18 protein-coding genes are annotated in these 20722 nt (G+C 57.9%); 9 read left to right on the forward strand and 9 right to left on the reverse strand.

From position 1 onward, the window contains the following. Nucleotides 1–69 precede the first annotated feature (69 nt). The 4 genes from leuS to CLV41_RS08455 all read left to right on the forward strand — a co-directional run bounded on the left by leuS (nt 70) and on the right by CLV41_RS08455 (nt 5765). A complete protein-coding gene (gene leuS / locus CLV41_RS08440; protein WP_103222023.1) occupies nt 70–2691 on the forward strand; it encodes a leucine--tRNA ligase in 2622 nt (873 codons plus the stop codon). Further along, on the forward strand, nt 2678–3253 hold the full coding sequence (locus CLV41_RS08445; protein WP_208987377.1) for a hypothetical protein: 576 nt from the start codon (nt 2678–2680) through the stop codon (nt 3251–3253). Before leuS ends, CLV41_RS08445 begins: the two co-directional genes overlap by 14 nt. A gap of 132 nt (nt 3254–3385) precedes the next feature. Further along, complete coding sequence (gene holA / locus CLV41_RS08450) at nt 3386–4426, forward strand: DNA polymerase III subunit delta (protein WP_103221868.1); 1041 nt, start codon at nt 3386–3388, stop codon at nt 4424–4426. A gap of 145 nt (nt 4427–4571) precedes the next feature. Next, nucleotides 4572–5765: a hypothetical protein gene (locus CLV41_RS08455; RefSeq protein ID WP_103221869.1), complete on the forward strand. Its 1194-nt coding sequence runs from the start codon at nt 4572–4574 to the stop codon at nt 5763–5765. Nucleotides 5766–6025: 260 nt separating this feature from the next. Here the strand turns inward: CLV41_RS08455 and CLV41_RS08460 are convergent, their stop codons facing one another. The 9 genes from CLV41_RS08460 to hemE all read right to left on the reverse strand — a co-directional run bounded on the left by CLV41_RS08460 (nt 6026) and on the right by hemE (nt 16400). After that, nucleotides 6026–6931 (reverse strand): ParB/RepB/Spo0J family partition protein, encoded by a 906-nt coding sequence (locus CLV41_RS08460; RefSeq protein WP_103221870.1) that lies wholly within the window; start codon nt 6929–6931, stop codon nt 6026–6028. Between the two features lie 105 nt (nt 6932–7036). Continuing rightward, nucleotides 7037–7861, reverse strand: coding sequence for a ParA family protein (locus CLV41_RS08465; protein ID WP_103221871.1), 825 nt, complete (start codon nt 7859–7861; stop codon nt 7037–7039). A gap of 20 nt (nt 7862–7881) precedes the next feature. Beyond that, nucleotides 7882–8538, reverse strand: a complete 657-nt coding sequence (rsmG, locus tag CLV41_RS08470) for a 16S rRNA (guanine(527)-N(7))-methyltransferase RsmG (protein WP_103221872.1) — start codon at nt 8536–8538, stop codon at nt 7882–7884. Then, nucleotides 8538–10424, reverse strand: a complete 1887-nt coding sequence (gene mnmG / locus CLV41_RS08475) for a tRNA uridine-5-carboxymethylaminomethyl(34) synthesis enzyme MnmG (RefSeq protein WP_103221873.1) — start codon at nt 10422–10424, stop codon at nt 8538–8540. Before mnmG ends, rsmG begins: the two co-directional genes overlap by 1 nt. A gap of 297 nt (nt 10425–10721) precedes the next feature. After that, complete coding sequence (gene mnmE, locus CLV41_RS08480; protein WP_103221874.1) at nt 10722–12071, reverse strand: tRNA uridine-5-carboxymethylaminomethyl(34) synthesis GTPase MnmE; 1350 nt, start codon at nt 12069–12071, stop codon at nt 10722–10724. A gap of 608 nt (nt 12072–12679) precedes the next feature. Further along, nucleotides 12680–13258: a GNAT family N-acetyltransferase gene (locus tag CLV41_RS08485; RefSeq protein ID WP_103221875.1), complete on the reverse strand. Its 579-nt coding sequence runs from the start codon at nt 13256–13258 to the stop codon at nt 12680–12682. Nucleotides 13259–13370: 112 nt separating this feature from the next. Then, nucleotides 13371–14636, reverse strand: coding sequence for a transcription termination factor Rho (gene rho, locus CLV41_RS08490; protein WP_103221876.1), 1266 nt, complete (start codon nt 14634–14636; stop codon nt 13371–13373). A 301-nt stretch (nt 14637–14937) separates the two neighbouring features. After that, nucleotides 14938–15366 (reverse strand): protoporphyrinogen oxidase HemJ, encoded by a 429-nt coding sequence (hemJ, locus tag CLV41_RS08495; RefSeq protein WP_103221877.1) that lies wholly within the window; start codon nt 15364–15366, stop codon nt 14938–14940. Nucleotides 15367–15371: 5 nt separating this feature from the next. Next, nucleotides 15372–16400 (reverse strand): uroporphyrinogen decarboxylase, encoded by a 1029-nt coding sequence (gene hemE, locus CLV41_RS08500; RefSeq protein WP_103221878.1) that lies wholly within the window; start codon nt 16398–16400, stop codon nt 15372–15374. A 427-nt stretch (nt 16401–16827) separates the two neighbouring features. Between hemE and CLV41_RS08505 the strand changes: the two genes are divergently transcribed. The 5 genes from CLV41_RS08505 to dnaQ all read left to right on the forward strand — a co-directional run bounded on the left by CLV41_RS08505 (nt 16828) and on the right by dnaQ (nt 20632). Continuing rightward, entirely contained in the window at nt 16828–17676 is an 849-nt protein-coding gene (locus tag CLV41_RS08505; protein WP_170107149.1) for a pyruvate, water dikinase regulatory protein, read from the forward strand. 29 nt (nt 17677–17705) lie between these two features. Continuing rightward, a complete protein-coding gene (locus CLV41_RS08510) occupies nt 17706–18299 on the forward strand; it encodes a Maf-like protein (RefSeq protein ID WP_103221879.1) in 594 nt (197 codons plus the stop codon). After that, nucleotides 18296–19144 (forward strand): shikimate dehydrogenase, encoded by an 849-nt coding sequence (locus CLV41_RS08515; protein ID WP_103221880.1) that lies wholly within the window; start codon nt 18296–18298, stop codon nt 19142–19144. The genes CLV41_RS08510 and CLV41_RS08515 overlap by 4 nt, the downstream gene beginning before the upstream one ends. Beyond that, nucleotides 19141–19728, forward strand: a complete 588-nt coding sequence (gene coaE / locus CLV41_RS08520) for a dephospho-CoA kinase (RefSeq protein WP_103221881.1) — start codon at nt 19141–19143, stop codon at nt 19726–19728. The genes CLV41_RS08515 and coaE overlap by 4 nt, the downstream gene beginning before the upstream one ends. Before the next feature lie 190 nt (nt 19729–19918). Next, on the forward strand, nt 19919–20632 hold the full coding sequence (gene dnaQ, locus CLV41_RS08525) for a DNA polymerase III subunit epsilon (RefSeq protein WP_103221882.1): 714 nt from the start codon (nt 19919–19921) through the stop codon (nt 20630–20632). Nucleotides 20633–20722 lie beyond the last annotated feature (90 nt).

Consider the following 20722-nt stretch of genomic DNA (forward strand, 5'->3'; position numbering starts at 1 on the left):
GTGACAGTCCGGCAGTCAATCATTCAGGAATTCCGCCAGTTCAGGCGGCAGGAACAGACGGCGCATTTGATGGCAACGGAACGGTATAACGCGCGCGAAGTGGAAGCGCGCTGGCAGAAGATCTGGAACGACAAGGACGTTTTCGTCACCCATAACGACGATCCGCGCGATAAATATTATGTCCTTGAAATGTTCCCCTATCCGTCCGGGCGCATTCACATGGGCCATGTGCGCAACTATGCGATGGGCGATGTCGTCGCCCGCTACAAGCGCGCCAGGGGCTTCAACGTCCTCCACCCGATGGGCTGGGACGCCTTCGGCATGCCGGCGGAAAACGCCGCGATGCAGAACAAGGTTCATCCCAAGGACTGGACCTACGACAATATCGCCGCCATGCGCGAGCAGCTCAAGATCATGGGCCTGTCGCTCGACTGGAGCCGGGAATTCGCGACCTGCGATGTCGGCTATTACACCCAGCAGCAGCGCCTCTTCCTGAAATTCCTGGACGCAGGTCTGGTCTACCGCAAGAACGCCAAGGTCAACTGGGACCCTGTCGACATGACCGTGCTGGCGAACGAACAGGTCATCGACGGCCGTGGCTGGCGGTCGGGCGCGTTGGTCGAACAACGCGAACTGACCCAGTGGTTCTTCCGCATTTCCGATTATTCGGAGGAACTGCTGGAGGCGATCGACGATCTGGACCGTTGGCCGGACAAAGTCCGTCTGATGCAGAAAAACTGGATCGGCCGGTCCGAAGGCCTGCGCATCCGTTTTGAATTCACGCAGGCCGCTCCGACAGGCGACGAGACCCTGGAGATCTTCACGACGCGTCCGGACACCCTGTTCGGCGCTTCCTTCATGGGTCTCTCCCCGGATCATCCGGTCTCGGTCAGGCTTGCGGAAGATAATCCGCAACTCAAATCCTTCATCGAGGAATGCCGCAGGGTTGGAACCTCCGAGGAAGCTATTGAAAAGGCAGAGAAAAAAGGTGTCGATACCGGACTGCGCGTCAAGCACCCGCTCGACAGCTCGGTCGAGCTGCCGGTCTATGTCGCCAATTTCATCCTGATGGACTACGGAACCGGCGCCATTTTCGGTTGTCCGGCCCATGACCAGCGCGACCTCGACTTTGCCCGCAAATACGGCCTGCCGGTGAAGCCGGTCGTCCTGCCGAACGGAGCCGATCCGGCAAGCTTTGAAATCGGCGACGACGCTTTCACCGATGAGGGCGCCATCTTCAATTCCGCTTTCATGGACGGTCTGTCCATTCCCGATGCGAAGGAAGCCATTGCCGGCAAGCTGGAAGCCATCACGGTTGACGGTGCTCCGCAGGCCGCGCGCCAGGTGAATTACCGTTTGCGCGACTGGGGCATTTCGCGCCAGCGCTATTGGGGCTGCCCGATCCCGGTCATTCACTGCGATGACTGCGGCGTCATTCCCGAAAAGGATGAAAACCTGCCGGTTGAACTGCCGGAAGATATCAATTTCGACAAGCCCGGCAATCCTCTCGACCGCCATCCGACCTGGCGCGAGACCACCTGCCCGAAATGCGGCAAGCCGGCGAAACGCGAAACCGACACCATGGACACCTTCGTGGATTCCTCCTGGTATTTCGCCCGCTTTACCGCGCCGGACTGCGACCAGCCGACGGATCCCGCGGCCGCCAATGGTTGGCTGCCGGTCGATCAGTATATCGGTGGCATCGAACACGCGATCCTGCACCTGCTCTATTCCCGCTTTTTCACACGGGCGATGCAGAAGGTCGGCGCCCTGGATCTGAAGGAACCTTTCAAGGGTCTCTTCACGCAGGGCATGGTGACCCATGAAACCTACCGGCTGGGTGAAGGCGGCAACGGCCGCTGGATCTCCCCCGCCGAAATCCGTATCGAGGATAACGGCGGCAGCCGCCGGGCCGTTCTGCTGGAAACCGGTGACGAAGTGTCCATCGGCTCGATCGAAAAAATGTCGAAGTCGAAAAAGAACACTGTCGATCCGACAGACATCATCGACACTTACGGCGCGGATACCGCGCGCTGGTTCATGTTGTCCGACAGCCCTCCGGAGCGTGACGTTATCTGGACCGAGGACGGCGTTCAGGGCGCTTGGCGTTTTGTGCAGCGCGTCTGGCGCCTGATCGGCGATATCGCGGAAAGGACCGAACCGCGCGGCGGCAAGGCCCCCGAGGTTTCCGGCAAAGCGCTGGAATTGCGCCGCGCCAGCCACAAGACCCTGGCGGCGGTTTCCGGCGATCTGGAGAACCTCGGCTTTAACCGTGCGGTCGCAAGGCTCTATGAGTTGGTCAACACCATCGGCAAGGCTCTGAATGAAAGCCTGGACGACACAGCGATGGAATACGCGGTCCGCGAGGCAGCTGATTTTCTGGTGCATATGATGGCGCCGATGATGCCGCATCTGGCGGAAGAATGCTGGTCCGCCATCGGTCACGACAACCTGATATCCGAAGCCAAATGGCCGCAAGCGGACGAGGCGCTCCTTGTCGAGGATTCCGTCACCTACCCGATCCAGATCAACGGCAAGCGGCGCGGTGAACTGACCATTGCAAAAGAGGCTTCCAAAGAGGAGGTCGAAGCGGCTACCTTGGCGCTGGACATCGTTCAAAAGGCACTGGCCGGAAGTTCGCCGAAAAAGCTCATCGTTGTACCGCAAAGGATCGTGAATGTCGTTGTTTGACAACATCTTCAAGAGCAGCAGCGCGCTCCGGCGCACTGCCCTTTGCGCCGCCTTGGGGGCAGCCATGACGCTGGGCGCATGTCAGGTACGCCCTCTCTACGGCACCAGTACCGGCGAATTCGGCGCGTCTTCCTCGCCCGTCACCGCTGAACTGGCGGCAATCGATCTCGACTCCATCCCCAGCCAGTTCGCCAATGACGATGCATCCCGGGTTCTCTACAACGAGCTCATCTACCGGTTTGAACGGGGTGCAGGTACGCCGGCTAAACGATACCGCCTGAAGGTCCTGATGGATGTCGGCAGCTCGGAAGTCGGTGTGGAACGGTTCGCGGATGTTCCCTCCGCCTACACGACCACGATGAACTCGACCTTCGTTCTCAGTGATATCAACACCAATGAAACACTCCTGACCGGCCGGGCCTTCAAATCCGCATCTTACGACTTTTCGTCCCAGCGCTTTGCCAACAAGCGCGCCTACCGGAATGCGCAGGAACGGGTGGCGAAAGCCGTTGCCGACGACATTTCCGCCCGGATTGCCGGCTATTTCGCCAGCCGGTCCTAGGGTCTGTGGACCTCAATCGGTTACGATTGCAGGTCTGAATGTTGATCGATCTGGAAGTGTCAGAGCGTGCCCCGGCGATCGTCCGAACGCGGAATGTTCTGAATAGCAGCTAATCTTGGGAGCCGATCGGCCTTGACCGTCCTGAAAGCCGGGGAAATTGACCGGTACGTCGCCAATCCGCCTGCAGATGGCGGAGTCATTCTGATTTTCGGCCCCGATACGGGCCTTGTTTCCGAACGGGCGGCGCGTCTGGTGAAAAAGGCGTCGGAAGGCGAAGACGATCCGTTCAACCTCATCAAGATCGACGCAGCCGACATCAGCTCCGATCCGGATCGGCTGATCGACGAAGTGCTGACCGTGCCGCTTTTCGGCGGACGCCGGATCGTCTGGGTGAAGGACGCAGGCGGTAAAAACCTCAATCCCGCCCTGGAACCGGTCCTCAAACTGGAGGATTGGCAGACCCTGGTCGTTCTGGAAGCCGGCGACATCAAGAAAGGTGTCGGTCTTCGCAAATTGGTCGAATCTCATAAACGCGCCGTCGCGCTGCCCTGCTACGCGGACAATGACCGCGGCATCGATCAGCTGATCGACGACGAGACAAGGGAAGCCGGACTGACCATTACCCGCGAGGCGAGGTCCGCCCTTCACAGCCTCCTGGGCGGCGACCGCATGGCCAGCCGCGGTGAACTGAAGAAACTCTGCCTCTATGCCCTCGGAAAGGGACGGATCGAGAGCGAGGATATCGAAGCCATAATCGGCGACGCTTCGGCGTTTGAAACCTCCGAGCTTATCGACGCCGCCGCTTCCGGCAATCTTGGCCTGCTGGATCACGGTCTGGAACGCCTCGCGGAAGCCGGTTCAAAGGCCTCGGTGATCGCCAATCAGGCGCTGAAGCATTTCCAGCATTTGCACCGGATGCGAATCGATATCGACCAGGGCAGGAATGCCCAGCAGGTCGTCGACAGTCAGCGGCCGCCGATATTCTTCACCCGCAAGGCAAGTTTCGCGCAGCAGCTACGGATCTGGTCGCTGAAGGATCTCGAGCGCGCGATGGGCATCCTCAGCGAAGCCACCAGGATCTCACGTCTGAACGATCCGCTGGGTGTACCGGTGCTGTCCGAAGCCCTGCTGACGCTGGGCCGTGCCGCAAGAGCGCGCAACCAGCGGCGCTGATATTTCCGGGCAACGCAAACCCGCTTCGGCTATCGCAGCCGACACCCATAGCCTGCAGGTTGATCCGGAGAGAAACCGTTGCTCGCTTGTGGATCGAAATCTGACTGAATAAGATTCTCCCCGTGTCTAAGAACAGGCGGTCGGCATGCTTGGTACCTGGCTTGATTTTACCTATGTTTTCCGAAACTCGGCATCCGTTCTCATCATTGGGCGGCCGGATCAGTTCGACTATATATTGAAGTTTCCAAGTACGGCCCGTCTGGTCATCAGAGACGAGGACGATTTTCTCGCGCGCTTCAACAAACATCTTCTCGTGATGACGGAAGCGGAGATCCAGAAGTTCAAGCTCGCGACGCTGGAAGATGGCGCATTATGTGTTCTGGAAGACGATCCCAAAGAGTTGGTAAGGCGTGTCGCCAACAAGATCGGATTCAAATTCTGGGCGATCGAGCTGCCCCAGGATCTGTTTGATTATCTGCATCGTCAATATTCTCTGGATGCGGAAGCTGAAAAAGAAAATCAGGCCACCCGGGGCAGAGGTGCCGACGGCGCGGCGACCAAAGAAGAAGTAGGGATTTTCAGCCTTGAGGAATTCGGCATCCTGGCGCTGGAAAAACTCAAGTCCGGCGTACAGGGCCAAGGCCCGCTCCCCAGCCTTGCCGATGCCGTCGCTGCCCTGGAGAGTGAAGCAGGCAGGCAGGATTTCTTTGCCAAACTGGGCGTCGGCCAAAAAGCGAGAGTCAAGCTGGTCAACGGCAAGCTGTATGTCGTTATAACCGGAAGAGCCGGACTAAGACCGCTCCTCCCTGGAATTAAATTCCTGCCATCCAACCCGAAGGTGGCGGAACTGGGACTGAGTCTGCCTAAACAGGTTAAACACCTGAAAAATGGGCTTAAACTCAACATAATCTTCACGGTGCCCATAGAAATATTATCGATGTTTCTCGACGACGAACGGCAATGGAAGGATTTGCTCGGGGTCTTTGCCACCACCGGAATCATCTCGGTGATCACCCAGCTCATCATGTGGGGTATCGGCCTGGCGACAGGGATCGTGATCGGCACGGGACTGGTAGCCTCGGGCATCCTGATCGTAGGCGCGTTGATTATTTCAGGAGCGCTGGCCTATATCGCCAACGAGTTGGGTCTAACGAAGAAAATAAATGACGCTCTTGAGCGTATTGCAGCAGCGATAAACAAAGGCTGGGTCAAGCTGGGAGAAAAAATCGAAGAAGCAATAATATCGAAAAGCGATGTTCCAAATAAAAAACTGACCTTGCGGCTTATTGAAGATTCTCTGATATACAATTTTTTTCCGGACATGATGAGATACAGGTAGTCCTGGTGCAGAGCCAAATAAAACTTCGGCGAAGATAGACCGATCATCTTACATGCAAAGCTGTCGGAGCATCCTGTGTTATGCTGACCCAAGGATATTCTAAAGCACTTTGCGTTTAATCCGCACCATTTGAAATCGAAAAGCGCTTTATAGCGTGTCGCGTTTAAGCGGATTCATGGTTTCAGGAAGACGCCCGGGGCAACGTTTACATTGCAAATGCGTTCGGGCGATTTCCTGAATTCAATTTAACACGACACGCTTTAGCGCGTTTCGACCCCGAGTTTCCGGCACAGCTCATCAAGCTGCTCCAGAGACGTGTACTTGATCTTCAGGTCGCCTGTTTCCTTGCCCGGTTTGTGACCCACACTGACCTTGAGGCCCAGCGTGTCGCTGAGGCGTTTCTCCAGGGCCTTGGTATCGGCATCCTTTTGCCGCTTGTCGCCTGGCGCCTTGTCGCCCTTCATTCTGGCAAGCGCATCCGGGTCCTGAGAGATCTTCTCCGCGTCGCGAACCGTCAGGCCCTTTTCGACGATCAGCTCGGCCAGCGCCGCGGGGTCTTCCACGGTGATCAGCGCCCGCGCGTGTCCGGCTGTCAGAAGCCCTTCGGCCAGATAGTCTTTCACGGAATTGGGAAGCTTGAGAAGACGCATCGTGTTGGCGACATGGCTGCGGCTCTTGCCGATGACCTTCGCCAGTTCACCCTGACTGTAGCTGAAATCGGCGGTAAGCTGCTCATAACCCATCGCCTCTTCAATCGGGTTGAGGTCGGCGCGCTGAACGTTTTCGATGATCGCAAGCTCAAGCGCTTCCTGATCGGTCACATCCCGAATGATGATCGGAGCTTCGTGAAGACCGGCGCGCTGCGCCGCCCGCCAGCGGCGTTCCCCGGCGATGATCTCGAAACGGTCGGTTTTACCCGCCGCCGGCCGGACCAGGATCGGCTGGACAATGCCCTTGGACCTAAGCGACTCGGCAAGATCGCCAAGATCTTTTTCAGTAAAGGTTTTGCGCGGATTACGCGGATTGGGTTCGATATGCTCGATCGGCACCTTGCGCGTGTCACGAAAGAACTTTTCCGGCGCCGCCGCTGCTTCCGGAGCTGAATCGCCGATCAGGGCCGCCAGGCCACGGCCCAAACGCTTGCTCTTGACGTCTCTTTCCGCCATACCGCACCTTTTTCTTCTTATATTTCAATATTTTAGAGCGTGACAGCTGCGCCGGGAATGCTGTCACGCGCGTTTTCCGTCAGTTCGGATCCGATTCGAACCGGTTCAGGCGGCAACCCGCCGCAATTCCCGCTCACGCTGAATGATCTCGGAGGCAAGGCGCAGATAGGCCTGGCTGCCTGCGCATTTCAGATCGTACAGCAGCACCGGCTTGCCGTAAGACGGCGCTTCCGAAATACGCACATTACGCGGGATGATAGTGTCATAGACAGCATCCCCCATCGTCTCGCGCACATCGGCGACCACCTGGCTGGAGAGATTGTTGCGGCTGTCATACATGGTCAGCACGATGCCGTGAATGCTGAGCTCCGGATTGAGAGCATTCTTTACCTGCTCGACCGTGCTGAGCAACTGGCTGAGACCTTCCAGCGCAAAGAATTCGCATTGCAGCGGGACCAGAATGGAATGCGACGCGGACAGGGCGTTGATGGTCAGAAGGTTAAGGGACGGTGGGCAATCGACCAGAACATAGGTGAAGCCGATTTCCTGAAACAGCCGCGACTTGCTCAGAGCCTCGATGGCGGCCCGCAGCCGGAACGCCCGGTCGCTGGTCGATGCGATTTCAAGCTCCAGACCAAGCAGATCCATGGTCGAAGGCGCGACCCACAGCCGCTGCACGGTCGTTTCGCGCACGGCCTCCGCCAGCGAGCAATCGCCGCTCAGGACTTCATAGGTCGACAGACCGCGATCCCTTCGCTCGATACCGAGGCCGGTTGACGCGTTGCCCTGAGGATCGAGATCGATCACCAGAACCTTTTCCCCGATGGCAGCCAGAGCCGTCCCGAGATTGATGGCCGTCGTGGTTTTACCCACTCCGCCCTTTTGGTTTGCAAGTGCGAGAACGCGCGGCGTTTCGGGAAGCATGTTCATTGCCACCAGACCTTCCTGGGCTACTCAGACCGGGCTGAAATATTTGAAAAAAGAAGCATCCGGCTCGTTGGATCTACAAGACTTATCTTTTCTACCAGATCGAAGCCCCAACGGGCAGTGGCTTCGTTAACTTCTCTCTGAAAATCCTGTCCTTTGTGGAAAACAGCTTTCGCACCCTGCCGGGTGAAAGGCTCGGATAGCTGAAAAAGCGTTTCCAATGACGCCAGAGCGCGCGCCGAGACCGCATCGACCCTCCCCGACGACCAGTCTTTCGCAACCGATTCGATTCTGCCCGGATGCACCGTGCCTTTCGAACCCGTTTCCCGAAGTGCGGTTCTCAGGAAGGCGGCTTTGCGCTGATTGCTCTCGATCATATGGACATGGGCTTCGGGATCGTCGGCCAGCAGGATCGCCGTCACCACGCCGGGAAATCCCGCGCCGCTACCGATATCCACCCAGGTCTTTGCCTCTGGATAACTCCACACGCTCTGCAGGCTGTCGACAACATGCCGGGTCCAGATATCCGGAATGGTCGACGGCGCGATGAGGTTTTGTGCGGGTTGCCACTTGAGGACGAGGTCCACATAGATCTGAAGACGCTCCAGCGTTTCACGTGAAACATCCCCATATTTATGCACAACCTGTCCAGAGGAATTCAACACCTCGGAACGGCGCATCACGCCGCTCCCCGTTGACCGTTCCGCTTCAGATACGACAGGATCAGGGTAAGCGCCACCGGTGTCATGCCATCCATGCGCGAGGCCTGACCGAGGGTCGCCGGACGGACGTCATGGAGCTTTTGCCGGACTTCATTGGAGAGACTGGAAATTGCTTCGTAGTCGAAACCATCCGGGATCTGCAAGGCTTCATCGCGCTTGAGCGCATCGATATCCGCCTTCTGCCGGTCGAGATAAACCGCATAGAGCGCATCCGTCGCCACCTGCTCGGCGATAGCCGGATCGACTTCCTTGAGCTCGGGCCAGACGACGGTAAGTCTCTCATACGTCACGTTCGGGTAAGAGAGCAGATCGAAGGCGGATCGGCGGATACCGTCCTGATTTACCGGAAGGCCCTTCTTCCGCGCCTCGGACGGAGTCACGGAAAGACGCATCAGAAGTTTCCGCGCCTGCTCGAGCCGCGCCAGCTTTGCTTCGAAGGCGCTGCGGCGGGTTGCTGAAACACAGCCTATCCCGATACCGAGCGGTGTCAGTCGCTGGTCGGCGTTGTCGGCACGAAGCGAAAGGCGGTATTCAGCCCTGGACGTGAACATCCTGTAGGGCTCGGTGATACCCCTTGTCACCAGGTCATCGATCATCACGCCGATATAACCCTGTGACCTATCCACAACGAAGGGCGGCTTTCCGGCAACACCGAGAGCGGCGTTAAGACCCGCCACCAGACCCTGAGCTCCGGCTTCTTCATAGCCGGTGGTGCCGTTGATCTGGCCGGCAAGATAAAGACCCGGACAGCGCCTGGCTTCCAGTGTCGGCCGCAATTCGCGCGGATCAACATGGTCATATTCGATCGCATAGCCCGGCTGCAAAACAACCACATCCTCAAGACCCGGGATGGTCTTCAAAAAGGCGACTTGGGCATCCTCGGGCAGCGAGGTCGAGATACCGTTCGGATAGACCGTGTGATCGTCGAGACCTTCCGGTTCGAGGAAGATCTGATGTCCGTCCCGGTCCCCGAAACGGACGATCTTGTCCTCTATCGACGGACAGTAACGCGGCCCACGGCCTTTGATCTCGCCGGAATACATCGCGGAACGGGACAGGTTTTCCCGAATGATGCGATGGGTCTCAGGGGTCGTGCGGGTGATGTGGCAGGGAACCTGCGGCGTCGTGATCCTGTCCGTCAGCGTGGAAAACGGTACCGGATCGTCATCGCCGGGCTGTTCCTCCAGCCGGTCCCAGTGAATGGTCCGCCCGTCCAGACGGGCCGGGGTGCCGGTTTTCAGACGGCCGAGGTCAAAGCCGATTTCCTCCAGCGAGCCCGACAACCCCATGGCGGGCGCTTCACCGGACCGGCCAGCCGGAATTTTCCTGTCGCCAATATGGATCAGACCGCGCAGAAAGGTGCCGCTCGTCAGGACGATTGCCTTGCAAGCGACGGTCCGGCCATCGCTCAAGTCGATACCGGAAACCTTCCGGTCGTCTCCCGCGCCGTCAAATCGTATCTTGTCGGCCTCACCCTCCACCACAGTCAGATTATCGATTGCCGAGATTTCGCGCTGCATGGCTTCGCGGTAGAGCTTTCGGTCGGCCTGAGCCCGCGGGCCGCGCACGGCGGGCCCCTTGCGGCCATTGAGCATCCGGAACTGGATACCCCCCTGATCGGCAACACGGCCCATCAAGCCGTCCAGCGCATCGATCTCCCGGACCAGATGCCCCTTCCCAAGACCGCCGATCGCCGGGTTACAGGACATCACCCCGATCGTATCGAAACGGTGAGTGACCAGGGCGGTGGCCGCTCCCGTCCGAGCGGCAACTGCGGCCGCTTCGCATCCGGCATGCCCGCCGCCGATAACGACGACATCAAATTTCAGGTCCTGCTCACTCATGATCTCTACCGCCTGCAAGGCACTTCGGCGACGTCAAGCCGCTCACAATATCCAGATCGATTTTCGGGATCGGTTTCCGGCGTCTCGCGCCAGACTATCACACACCGGATATCCGGCACATATTCGCGAGACTTATACGGCGCAAGCGATCCAAGGTCAAAGCGGAAATCTCGCCAGGAACCATCCACTTTCCGCAGTGGACCGAAATCGTATTCAGGAATCGTATCGGATTCACGTGAAACATGTTCCGGGTCTGAACCGACCCGCGGTTCGCTTGAATGATTCACGTGAAACAGGTTACTTGCCGATACAGAAATCCCGGAAGATCACATCGAGCAGATCTTCCACGTCGATGCGCCCGGTGATGCGTCCAAGGGCATCCGCCGCCCGGCGGAGGTCTTCCGCCCGCAATTCCGACGGAAGATGAACCTCATCCACGGCTGTCTGAAGTCCGGAAAGGCAAGCCTTGAGGAAATGCCTGTGCCTGTCCCGGGTGGCGAGAGGCGCTTCACCCACGGAAATCGTTTCCTCTGCAAAACGGGTTAAGCGGGTCAACAGAGGCACAAGACCGTCCGGTTCTTTGATGGAACAAGCAATTTCCTCGATCATTCCGGAAGAGTCTTGTTTCGGAAGAGTCTCAAGATCTCTCTTTGTGTGAACAGTCCAGACCTGCATGCCTGTACGCAGATCTTCCGGCAATCCCGCTGTGGGATCATCCGCACGGACACCGCCCGGCTCCATCGCCCAGAGGATAAGGTCGGCTTCCCGACCCTTTTGTTCCGCCCTGCGGATACCCTCCCGTTCGACGATCCCGTCCGTCGCGCGCAAGCCCGCGGTATCGGCCAGCGTCACAGGATAGCCTCCGAGATCCAGATGCACCTCGATGACATCCCGCGTCGTTCCCGCTTCCTCGGTAACGATGGCAACGTCCCGTCCCGCGATCCCGTTCAAGAGACTGGACTTGCCGGCATTGGGCGCACCCATCAGGACCACCTGAAGACCGGAGCGCAGACGTTCCCCGCTTCTGGAGCGCGCCAGGTGTTCGGCAATTTCCGCATGAAGCTCGGCGGCGTCTGCCCAGACCTCGTCAGCGACACCGCCAGGGACATCCTCCTCGTCGGCGAAATCGAAGTCGGCCTCGATCATCGCCCGCATATGGATGAGCCGCTTGCGCCAGCCCTCGTAGAGCGCGCCGAGCGCGCCGCCCATCTGGCGCAGGGCCTGCTTGCGCTGGCCTTCCGTTTCCGCGGCAATGAGATCGGCAAGGCCTTCCACTTCCGTCAGATCCATCCGGCCCTGATGGAACGCCCTGCGGGTAAATTCACCCGGCTCCGCCGGCCGGCAGGTCTCAAAGGATCCAAGAGCGCCGAGAACACTGCTCACCACCGCCCTGCCGCCATGGCACTGGAACTCGGCGACATCCTCTCCGGTAAAGCTCGCCGGTCCTTCGAAATAGAGCACCAGCGCTTCATCCAGGACATCCTGTGTCAGGGGTTCGCGGAGGCCGGCCAACATCGCCTTGCGAGGCTCAGGCACTCGTCCGCAGAGGGTCTGAACGATTTCCCTGGTCTTTGCCCCCGACACCCGGATGACCGCGACACCGGACGGCACAGCCCCGCTGGAAAGCGCATAGATCGTGTCTGACATGAATACCTTTCGAAGTGCCCGGTCTTGATGGAACCCGGTCCGGTCAAGCCGGATGCGGACTGCCTCTTTATCAATTATGACCGCCGACTGAAAGGGACCGGCAGGTTCCGTTCCGCCGGCGAATCAATCCTGGTAACAGTGATCCGGCGTGAAGGCGGCATTTGCGGTCAAGTCTGTTTCACGTGAATCAGTCGGCCCGTACGCCAGACAGGCAAACCCTGTCCCAAATCGGACTACTCCCGCAACATTCATTCCGAGCCATTTAAGTGGTTGGCAGAAAACAGCAGGATTATCCCTGATCCCGTTCCAGGATAGATCTCTTCTATTCCGACTTTGGACCGGGAAGAGATCAGGAAACCAAGAACACGCGCAAACCGGCCAACACATCTATCTGCTCTTCGGACCGTAGCCGATTCGATCACGCGGTCGAGCCTCCAGCGCCGTCCGGAAGAACTCCGGCTGACCCCTGTTTCACGTGAATCCCGTTTCGCCGCATTGGAGCTTGTTGCGTTTACGAGGATTCATGAATTCGGGAAATCGCCTGAACGCATTTGCAAAGCAAAAGCTGCCTCGGGCGTCTTCCTGAATTCAATTTAATGCAACATACTCTAGCCGTCATCGGTGCCGATCTGCCAATTCTTCCTGGCCAGCCGATAAAGAACATGAGGAGCGACTGGATGATCGGGCGGCAATCCCGGAAAAAGAAAGTCGCCGTCATGATCCCGCGTCATGCCGATACGCTGCATGACTTTCTGTGAAGGCGTATTATCGGGGATCGTAAAGGCAACGATTTCCTGAAGCCCGATAGTTTCAAAACCGAATCGAAGCCAGGCTCTGGCAGCCTCGCTGGCATAGCCTTTACCCCAGCCGGACTGCTTTAGCCGCCAGCCAATTTCCACACACGGCTCGAAAGGAAGCGGCGTAGCATAGTCCGGCCGGCTCAGGCCAACGAAACCCAGGAACTCTCCGGTCGCCTTCACTTCGACAGGCGCTATGCTGAAGCCGTATTTTCTTTGCTTCTCGCGGCATCTTGCAATGAGAGACACGCTCTTTTCCCGAGAAAGAGGCTCCGGGAAATAACGCATGACACATGGATCGGCGCACATTTCGGCAAAAGGATCGACATCCTCCTCCCGCCAGGCCCTCAACAGCAACCGCCCGGTTTCCAGAAATACGGTCTCTTTCATGGGTACGGCTCCGAATCGAACAGGCTGATTCACGTGAAACAAACCTCACCAAAAAGTAAAGGCGCGAACCGTTTCGGGCCGCGCCTTTCGTTTGAAGTCCGATCGCTGCCGATCAGGTGTTCATGCTGTCGAAGAACTCGTCGTTCGACTTCGTTTGCTTCAGCTTGTCGAGCAGGAACTCGATCGCATCCACCGTGCCCATCGGATTGAGAATACGGCGCAACACAAAGGTCTTCTTGAGACGTTCATGCGGAACCAGCAGCTCTTCCTTACGGGTGCCGGAGCGCTGAATATCGATTGCCGGGTAGACACGCTTGTCGGAAATCTTCCGGTCAAGGATGATTTCGGAGTTACCCGTTCCTTTGAATTCCTCGAAGATGACTTCGTCCATACGGCTGCCCGTATCGATCAGTGCTGTTGCGATGATCGTCAGCGACCCGCCCTCTTCAATGTTTCGGGCGGCACCGAAGAACCGTTTCGGACGCTGCAGGGCGTTGGCGTCCACACCACCGGTCAAGACCTTGCCCGACGACGGCACGACCGTGTTGTAGGCTCGGCCGAGACGCGTGATGGAATCGAGCAGAATGACAACGTCCCGTCCGTGTTCGGTCAGGCGCTTGGCCTTTTCGATCACCATCTCGGCAACCTGCACATGCCGTGAGGCCGGCTCGTCGAAAGTGGAAGACACCACTTCCCCGTCGACCGTCCGCTGCATGTCGGTCACTTCCTCCGGGCGCTCATCGATCAGAAGAACGATCAGATAGCATTCCGGGTGGTTCCGCGTGATGGACTTCGCGATGTTCTGCAGGAAAACAGTCTTACCCGTCCGCGGTGGCGCGGTGATCAGCGCACGCTGGCCCTTGCCGAGCGGTGCCACCAGATCGATGATACGCGAAGACAGATCCTTGTTGGTCGGATCTTCGATTTCCATCCGGAAACGCTCATCCGGATAAAGCGGTGTCAGGTTGTCGAAGTGAACCTTGTGACGGGCTTTGTCCGGATCTTCGAAATTGATCGTGCTGACCTTGAGAAGGGCGAAATACCGCTCACCTTCTTTCGGACTGCGGATCTGGCCTTCGACAGTATCGCCTGTCCGCAATGAGAAGCGGCGGATCTGCGAGGGAGAGACGTATATATCGTCCGGTCCCGGCAGATAATTGGCATCGGGGGACCTGAGGAAAGCGAACCCGTCCTGCAGAACCTCGACGACACCCTCGCCGACGATTTCCACGTCCTGGGCAGCCAGATTTTTCAGGATGGCGAACATCAGCTCCTGCTTGCGCATGGTGCTGGCGTTTTCGACTTCGAGCTCCTCGGCAGTTTGAAGCAGCTCTGTCGGCGTTTTTGCTTTTAGATCTTTAAGTTTCATTTCCCGCATGGAATTGGGGTCTTCAATGTTGTTATGGAGATATGGTTTGGAAGGTCGTTCTGAGCCGAAAAGGGATGGTTCGGCCAGATTGTATCTGAAAGACTTTTAGACGTGTCCAGATTACACGGCGATTGCTGAGTGACTGAAAACAAACACAGCGCCGCTTGGAAGTGGGCGGAAGATACGTTCTTTTCCGCCGAATCGCAAGCCCGGATTTCTGCCGATTTCACAGGCAGTGTTACGCCTCGTTCAAACATGCCGGGAACAGCCGCGGAAAGGCGGCTGCTCCGTTTCGCCAGATAGGCTTTGCTTAAAAAGGTTTGCCGATCACAAGGATGACGATCCCGATCATCAGCACCGTCGGCACCTCGTTCAAAATACGGTAGAAGCGGGCGGGCCGGGTGTTTTCATCTCTGGCAAATGTTTTGACGCAGCGGCTCAAATAGCCGTGAACACCCGACATGACGATCACCAAAGCCAGTTTGGCGTGGAACCAGCCATCCCGCCAGACGTCCAGCTCGTAGGCCATCCAGAGCCCGAATATCCAGGCCGCGATCATGGACGGATTTATGATCGCCTTGAGCAGCCGGCGTTCCATCACCTTGAAGGTCTCCGACTGGACGGAGCCCACTTCGGCATCTGCGTGATAGACGAACAAACGTGGCAGATAGAACATTCCCGCCATCCAGGCGATGATCGCAACGACATGCAGGGATTTGATCCAGAGAAACAGATCCATTCGCCTTAGCCCTTCCTCACCAGTTCGACCATACGCGCCACGTTTTCAGGATCGGCATCCGGTGTCACGCCATGACCGAGATTGAAAATCAGCGGTCCCTTGTCGAATGTCCTGAGAATATGTTCGACGCCTTCCTCAAGAGCCTGTCCGCCGGCAACCAGCCGCATCGGATCGAGGTTACCCTGAATGGGAATCCGTTTCTGGATATCCAGGGAAAGATGATCGGGAGCCGTCCAGTCCAGTCCGACCGCATCGACACCTGTCCCCTCTATATAGGCCGTCATCCGCGCCGAGGAGGCTTTTGGAAAACCAATGATCTTCGCATCCGGCCGCGCCGCCTTCACACCCGACACGATCCTGCCTGTCGGTTCGATCGACCAGCGCCGGAACCCGGCGTCGTCCAGCACCCCGGCCCAGGTATCGAAGATCTGCACCGCATCCGCGCCCGCATCGAACTGGCGAATGAGATAGCGGATGGAAGCTGTAACCAGCTGATCAACGAACCGCTGCATCAGCTCCGGATCGCGATAGGCTCCCACCCGCGCCGCAACCTGATCCTGCGTCGTGTGCCCGGCAACAGAATAGCAGGCAACCGTCCAGGGCGCCCCGCAGAAGCCCAGGAGCGTCGTTTCCGTAGGCAGTTCCGCTCGAAGACGGGAAACCGTCTCTATCACCGGTTTGAGATGATCCTCTGCACGGTCCTGTTCGAGCTGGTCAACGAGATAGGATGTCAGAAGTTCCAGAACCGGACCACGTCCTTCTTCAAAACGAACCGGATAACCGATTGCGTCGGGAACGACGAAGATATCGGAGAACAGGATGCTTGCATCAAAACCAAAACGGCGGATCGGCTGGAGCGTAACCTCGGTGGCGAGGTCCGGTGAATAGCAGAATTCCAGGAAGTTGGGGGCTTTGGCCCGCACTTCACGATATTCGGGGAGATAGCGTCCGGCCTGACGCATCATCCAGATGGGAGGAGGCCAGATTTTTTCTCCCTTGAGAACCCTCATCACGGATCTGTCTTGAGACTTCATGAGGTGGCGCCTTTCCCACTTTTCAAATCTAATAAAGAGTCTTTATTTGAATCTGTTTCTTTTGTTTGAGCGTGGATTACAGGGATCAATTTCTATCCACAATCCACCCGCCTGAATTTCTCGCCGGGACAAATCCGGTCCCTTGTTTAGCGGAATCTCTCCCCAGGAGTCGATAAAAGGATTATCCTCAATATTACAAATACTTATTGGAGCGTTAACCTTTCGTTAGGAATTTGGGCGGTAGTGGACAATCTGTCGATATGTCACAGCGCTCTTGTGAATCCACACCCATGCACAACCGTTTCGGGATCGGTTTGCCGGCGTTTAGGTTTTGTTAACAAATCATGTGATGCGGGCATAAACTTCGTGTTAGGCAGGGGCCATGTGGGCTTAGTCCCAATTCATCAACAGCCCTGGGGATGACAGCGTGAACAAGTCGAGACACTACTTTCATCTGCATCTGGTGTCCGACTCTACCGGCGAAACACTCATGACCGTGGCCCGAGCGGCGACCGTCCAGTATGAAAATGTCCAGGAAATCGAGCATGTCTATCCGCTCGTCCGCTCGCAGAAACAGCTCGACAGGGCCATCAGCGAAATCGAGAAAGCGCCCGGTATCGTGCTTTACACGCTCGTTGACGTGGATATCGCAAAACGCCTGGAACTGAAATGCCGCGAACTGGGCGTTCCCTTCGTCAATATTCTCGATCCTGTCTTCGCCGTCTTCCAGTCTTATCTGAACGTCACGCAAACCCACCGCATTGGCGGCCAGCATGAACTCGACGCGGAATATTTCCGGCGCATGGAGGCCCTCAACTATACAATGCTGCACGACGACGGACAGGTCTGGGACGATCTGGAATCCGCGGATATCGTGCTGATCGGCATATCCAGAACCTCCAAGACACCGACCTGCATCTATCTGGCCAATCGCGGCATCAAGGCAGCTAATGTTCCGCTTGTCCCGGGTATTCCCCTGCCGGAACACGTGAAAAAGCTGAAAGCGCCAATGATCGTCGGTCTGATCGCGTCCGTCGAACGCATCCAGCAGATTCGCCGCAATCGCGTCTTGTCGCTGAATTCGGATGGCTATAACGACACTTATGTCGACCGGAAGGAAATCTCCCAGGAGATCAACATGACCCGCAGGCTATGCACCGAGAATGACTGGCCGCTGATCGACGTCACCCGGCGCTCGGTCGAGGAAACGGCCGCGGAAATCATGACCCTTTTCAAGGCTCATCGGATCGAGCAGGAAGACAGCCGCGGGAGTTGACCTTCCAGAACACATAGAAGAGGACGTCCATGACACTTGTACTTGCGAGCGGCAGCGGCATCCGCGCCGAGCTTCTCAAAAACGCCGGGCTCGCGATCGAGGTCGATCCGGCCGATATCGATGAACGGGCGGTCGAGGCCCCGCTTCTGGAAGCGGGTTTTCCGCCTGAAGACCTGGCGGCCATCCTTGCGGAGGCGAAGGCCAACGAGGTCAGCGGCCGGCGCTCCGGGGATCTCGTGATCGGAGCCGATCAGATCCTTGCCTTCAAGGGTGAACGCCGCACGAAACCGGAAGACATGGAAGCCGCCCGCCGCCAGTTGCTGGCGTTTTCCGGAAAGACCCACGAACTGTTGTCCGCGGTGGTGATTTCCCGCAACGGCGAAGCCGTCTGGCGCCACGTGTCAACCGCCCGTCTGACCATGCGGGATCTGACACCGGAATTTATCGGCCGCTATCTGGCTGCCGCAGGCGATGACGTGCTTTCAAGCGTCGGCGCCTATCAGCTCGAAGGCATTGGCGTGCAGCTTTTCGAGAAGATTGACGGTGACTATTTCACCATTCTGGGCCTGCCGATGCTGCCCCTCCTGAACCGCCTGCGCGCACTCGGGGTGATCGAAACATGACTGCGGCCGTAAAAAGAGCTGCGGTAACCGGCCACCCGGTCGCCCATTCCCGCTCGCCGCTCATCCATGGCTACTGGCTGAAAAAGTTCGGCATAGAAGGCGAATACGGATGTCTCGATGTTGCGCCCGATGCTGCTGGCCGCTTTTTCCGGAACTTCTCCGACAGCGGGCTGATCGGAGCGAATATCACCGTGCCGCACAAGGAAATTGCGGCCGCGGCATGTGACCGGTTGGACGAAGCCGCGAAAGTCATGGGAGCGGCCAACACGATCTGGCTGGATGAGGATGGCGAACTGTGCGGGGCGAATACGGACTGGACTGGATTTTTGGGCAACCTCGACCAGCGAGCCCCCGGCTGGGACGACGCACCCGGAACGGCGGTTGTACTGGGAGCGGGAGGCGCCGCCCGGGCTATTGTATTCGCGCTCCTCTCACGAAAATTCACAGCTGTGCACATCGTCAACCGCACACTGGAAAAAGCTGCGAGGATAGCCGACGAGTTTGGTTCCAAAACAATCGGACATAGCTGGGACAACCTGGGGACATTGCTTGAAGAAGCCTGTCTCCTTGTGAACACCACCTCCCTGGGAATGACCGGCAAACCACCGCTCGAGATCGATCTTTCTCCCCTGCCGAAAAGCGCTCTGGTAACCGATGCGGTCTATGTACCGTTGCGAACCGATCTGCTGAAACAGGCCGAAGAGCGGGGCAATCCCACGGTTGACGGCCTCGGCATGCTTCTCCATCAAGCGGTGCCGGGTTTCGAGCGCTGGTTCGGTGTGCGGCCGGAAGTGGATGATGAGCTGCGCGCGCTGATCGTCAGGGATCTCGGAGGAACGACGTGATCCGGATAGGCCTGACCGGCTCGATCGGCATGGGAAAGTCGACCACCGCGAAAATGTTCGCCGCGCAGGGCGTTCCGGTTCACGACGCCGACGCCGCCGTTCACGCCCTTTACAGCGGCCGCGCCGCACCTTTGATCGGGTCCGCCTTTCCCGGCACAGTCATCGACGGCAAGGTCGACCGCGCATTGCTGTCACCCCACGTGCTCGGCAAGCCGGACGCCATGAAACGGCTCGAAGCGATCGTCCATCCGCTGGTGCGCGAGGAAGAAGCCCTGTTTCTGGAAAAGGCAAGGGCCGCCGGGCGGCGCATCGTCATGATGGATATTCCGTTGTTGTTCGAAACGCAGGGCAATCGACGTGTCGATGTGTCCGTCGTCGTGACTGCCGACGCGCAAATTCAGCGGGAACGGGTCTTGTCCCGCGCCGGTATGAGCGAAGACCGGTTTCAGTCAATTTTGTCAAAACAGATGCCGGACGCGGAAAAACGGCGGCGCGCGCATTTTCTGATCGATACCGGCCTCGGCATGGAGCCGGCCCGCCGCGGCGTTCGGGCAATCCTGAAGGCTTTGGCGGGCTGCGGCTGAAGCAGGGGCCGTTATCCCGCCTCGTTCTTCCAAGCGGTGCTTTAGGCTTCCTTGGAATGTCGGTCCTTGGCTCATTCTCACGCCTTGAAATTGGCCTGAGACCGGCAGAACACCGGGGAAAACCGGCCCGCGTCCTTGGCTTAAAGGGGTTCAACCTGCACAGTGCTTTCAAAGACAGGCAGGCAGAACCATGCGCGAAATATCCTTCGATACGGAAACCACAGGCCTTAATCCGCGAGACGGCGACCGTCTGGTGGAAATCGGCGGCGTTGAGCTGATCAATCATGTTCCGACAGGCAACGCCTATCACGTCTATATCAATCCGGAACGGGACATGCCCGAAGGTGCCTTCCGCGTGCACGGTCTGTCGGCGGAGTTTCTGTCCGACAAACCGCTGTTTGCCCAGATTGCCGATGAATTTCTGGAATTTGTCGGCGACGGCACACTGGTCATTCACAATGCGGCTTTCGATATGGGCTTCATCAATGTGGAGCTGGAACGTGTCGGCCGCAGAAAGATCCCCAACAGCCAGGTGATCGACACGCTGGAGATCGCCCGGCGCAAACATCCAAGCGGACCGAATTCGCTCGACGCGCTTTGCTCGCGCTATGGCATCGACAACTCCAGACGCGTCAAGCATGGCGCGTTGCTCGATGCGGAAATCCTCGCGGAAGTCTATCTGGAACTGATTGGTGGACGTCAAAGGGCTCTCGGACTTGTGCCGGAAGAAGAAGTGTCCTCCTCCTCCAATGCGGTCATGGAGCCGGGCGAACTCGGTAACTTCAACGCCACCCGCCGTCCCGCGCCGCTTCCCCCGTTCCTGTCCGAGACAGAGTACGAAGCCCACAAGGCCTTCATCGAAGGTATGGGTGACGACGCGATCTGGGCGAAATACGGGGGCTGATGTGGCCGGGTTTTAGGGTCTGTTGCGTTAAATTCAATTCAGGAGATCGCCCGTACGCATTTGCAAAGCAAACGCTGCCTCGGGCGTCTT

This window comes from Roseibium marinum (assembly GCF_002906165.1).
Taxonomy (GTDB): domain Bacteria; phylum Pseudomonadota; class Alphaproteobacteria; order Rhizobiales; family Stappiaceae; genus Roseibium; species Roseibium marinum.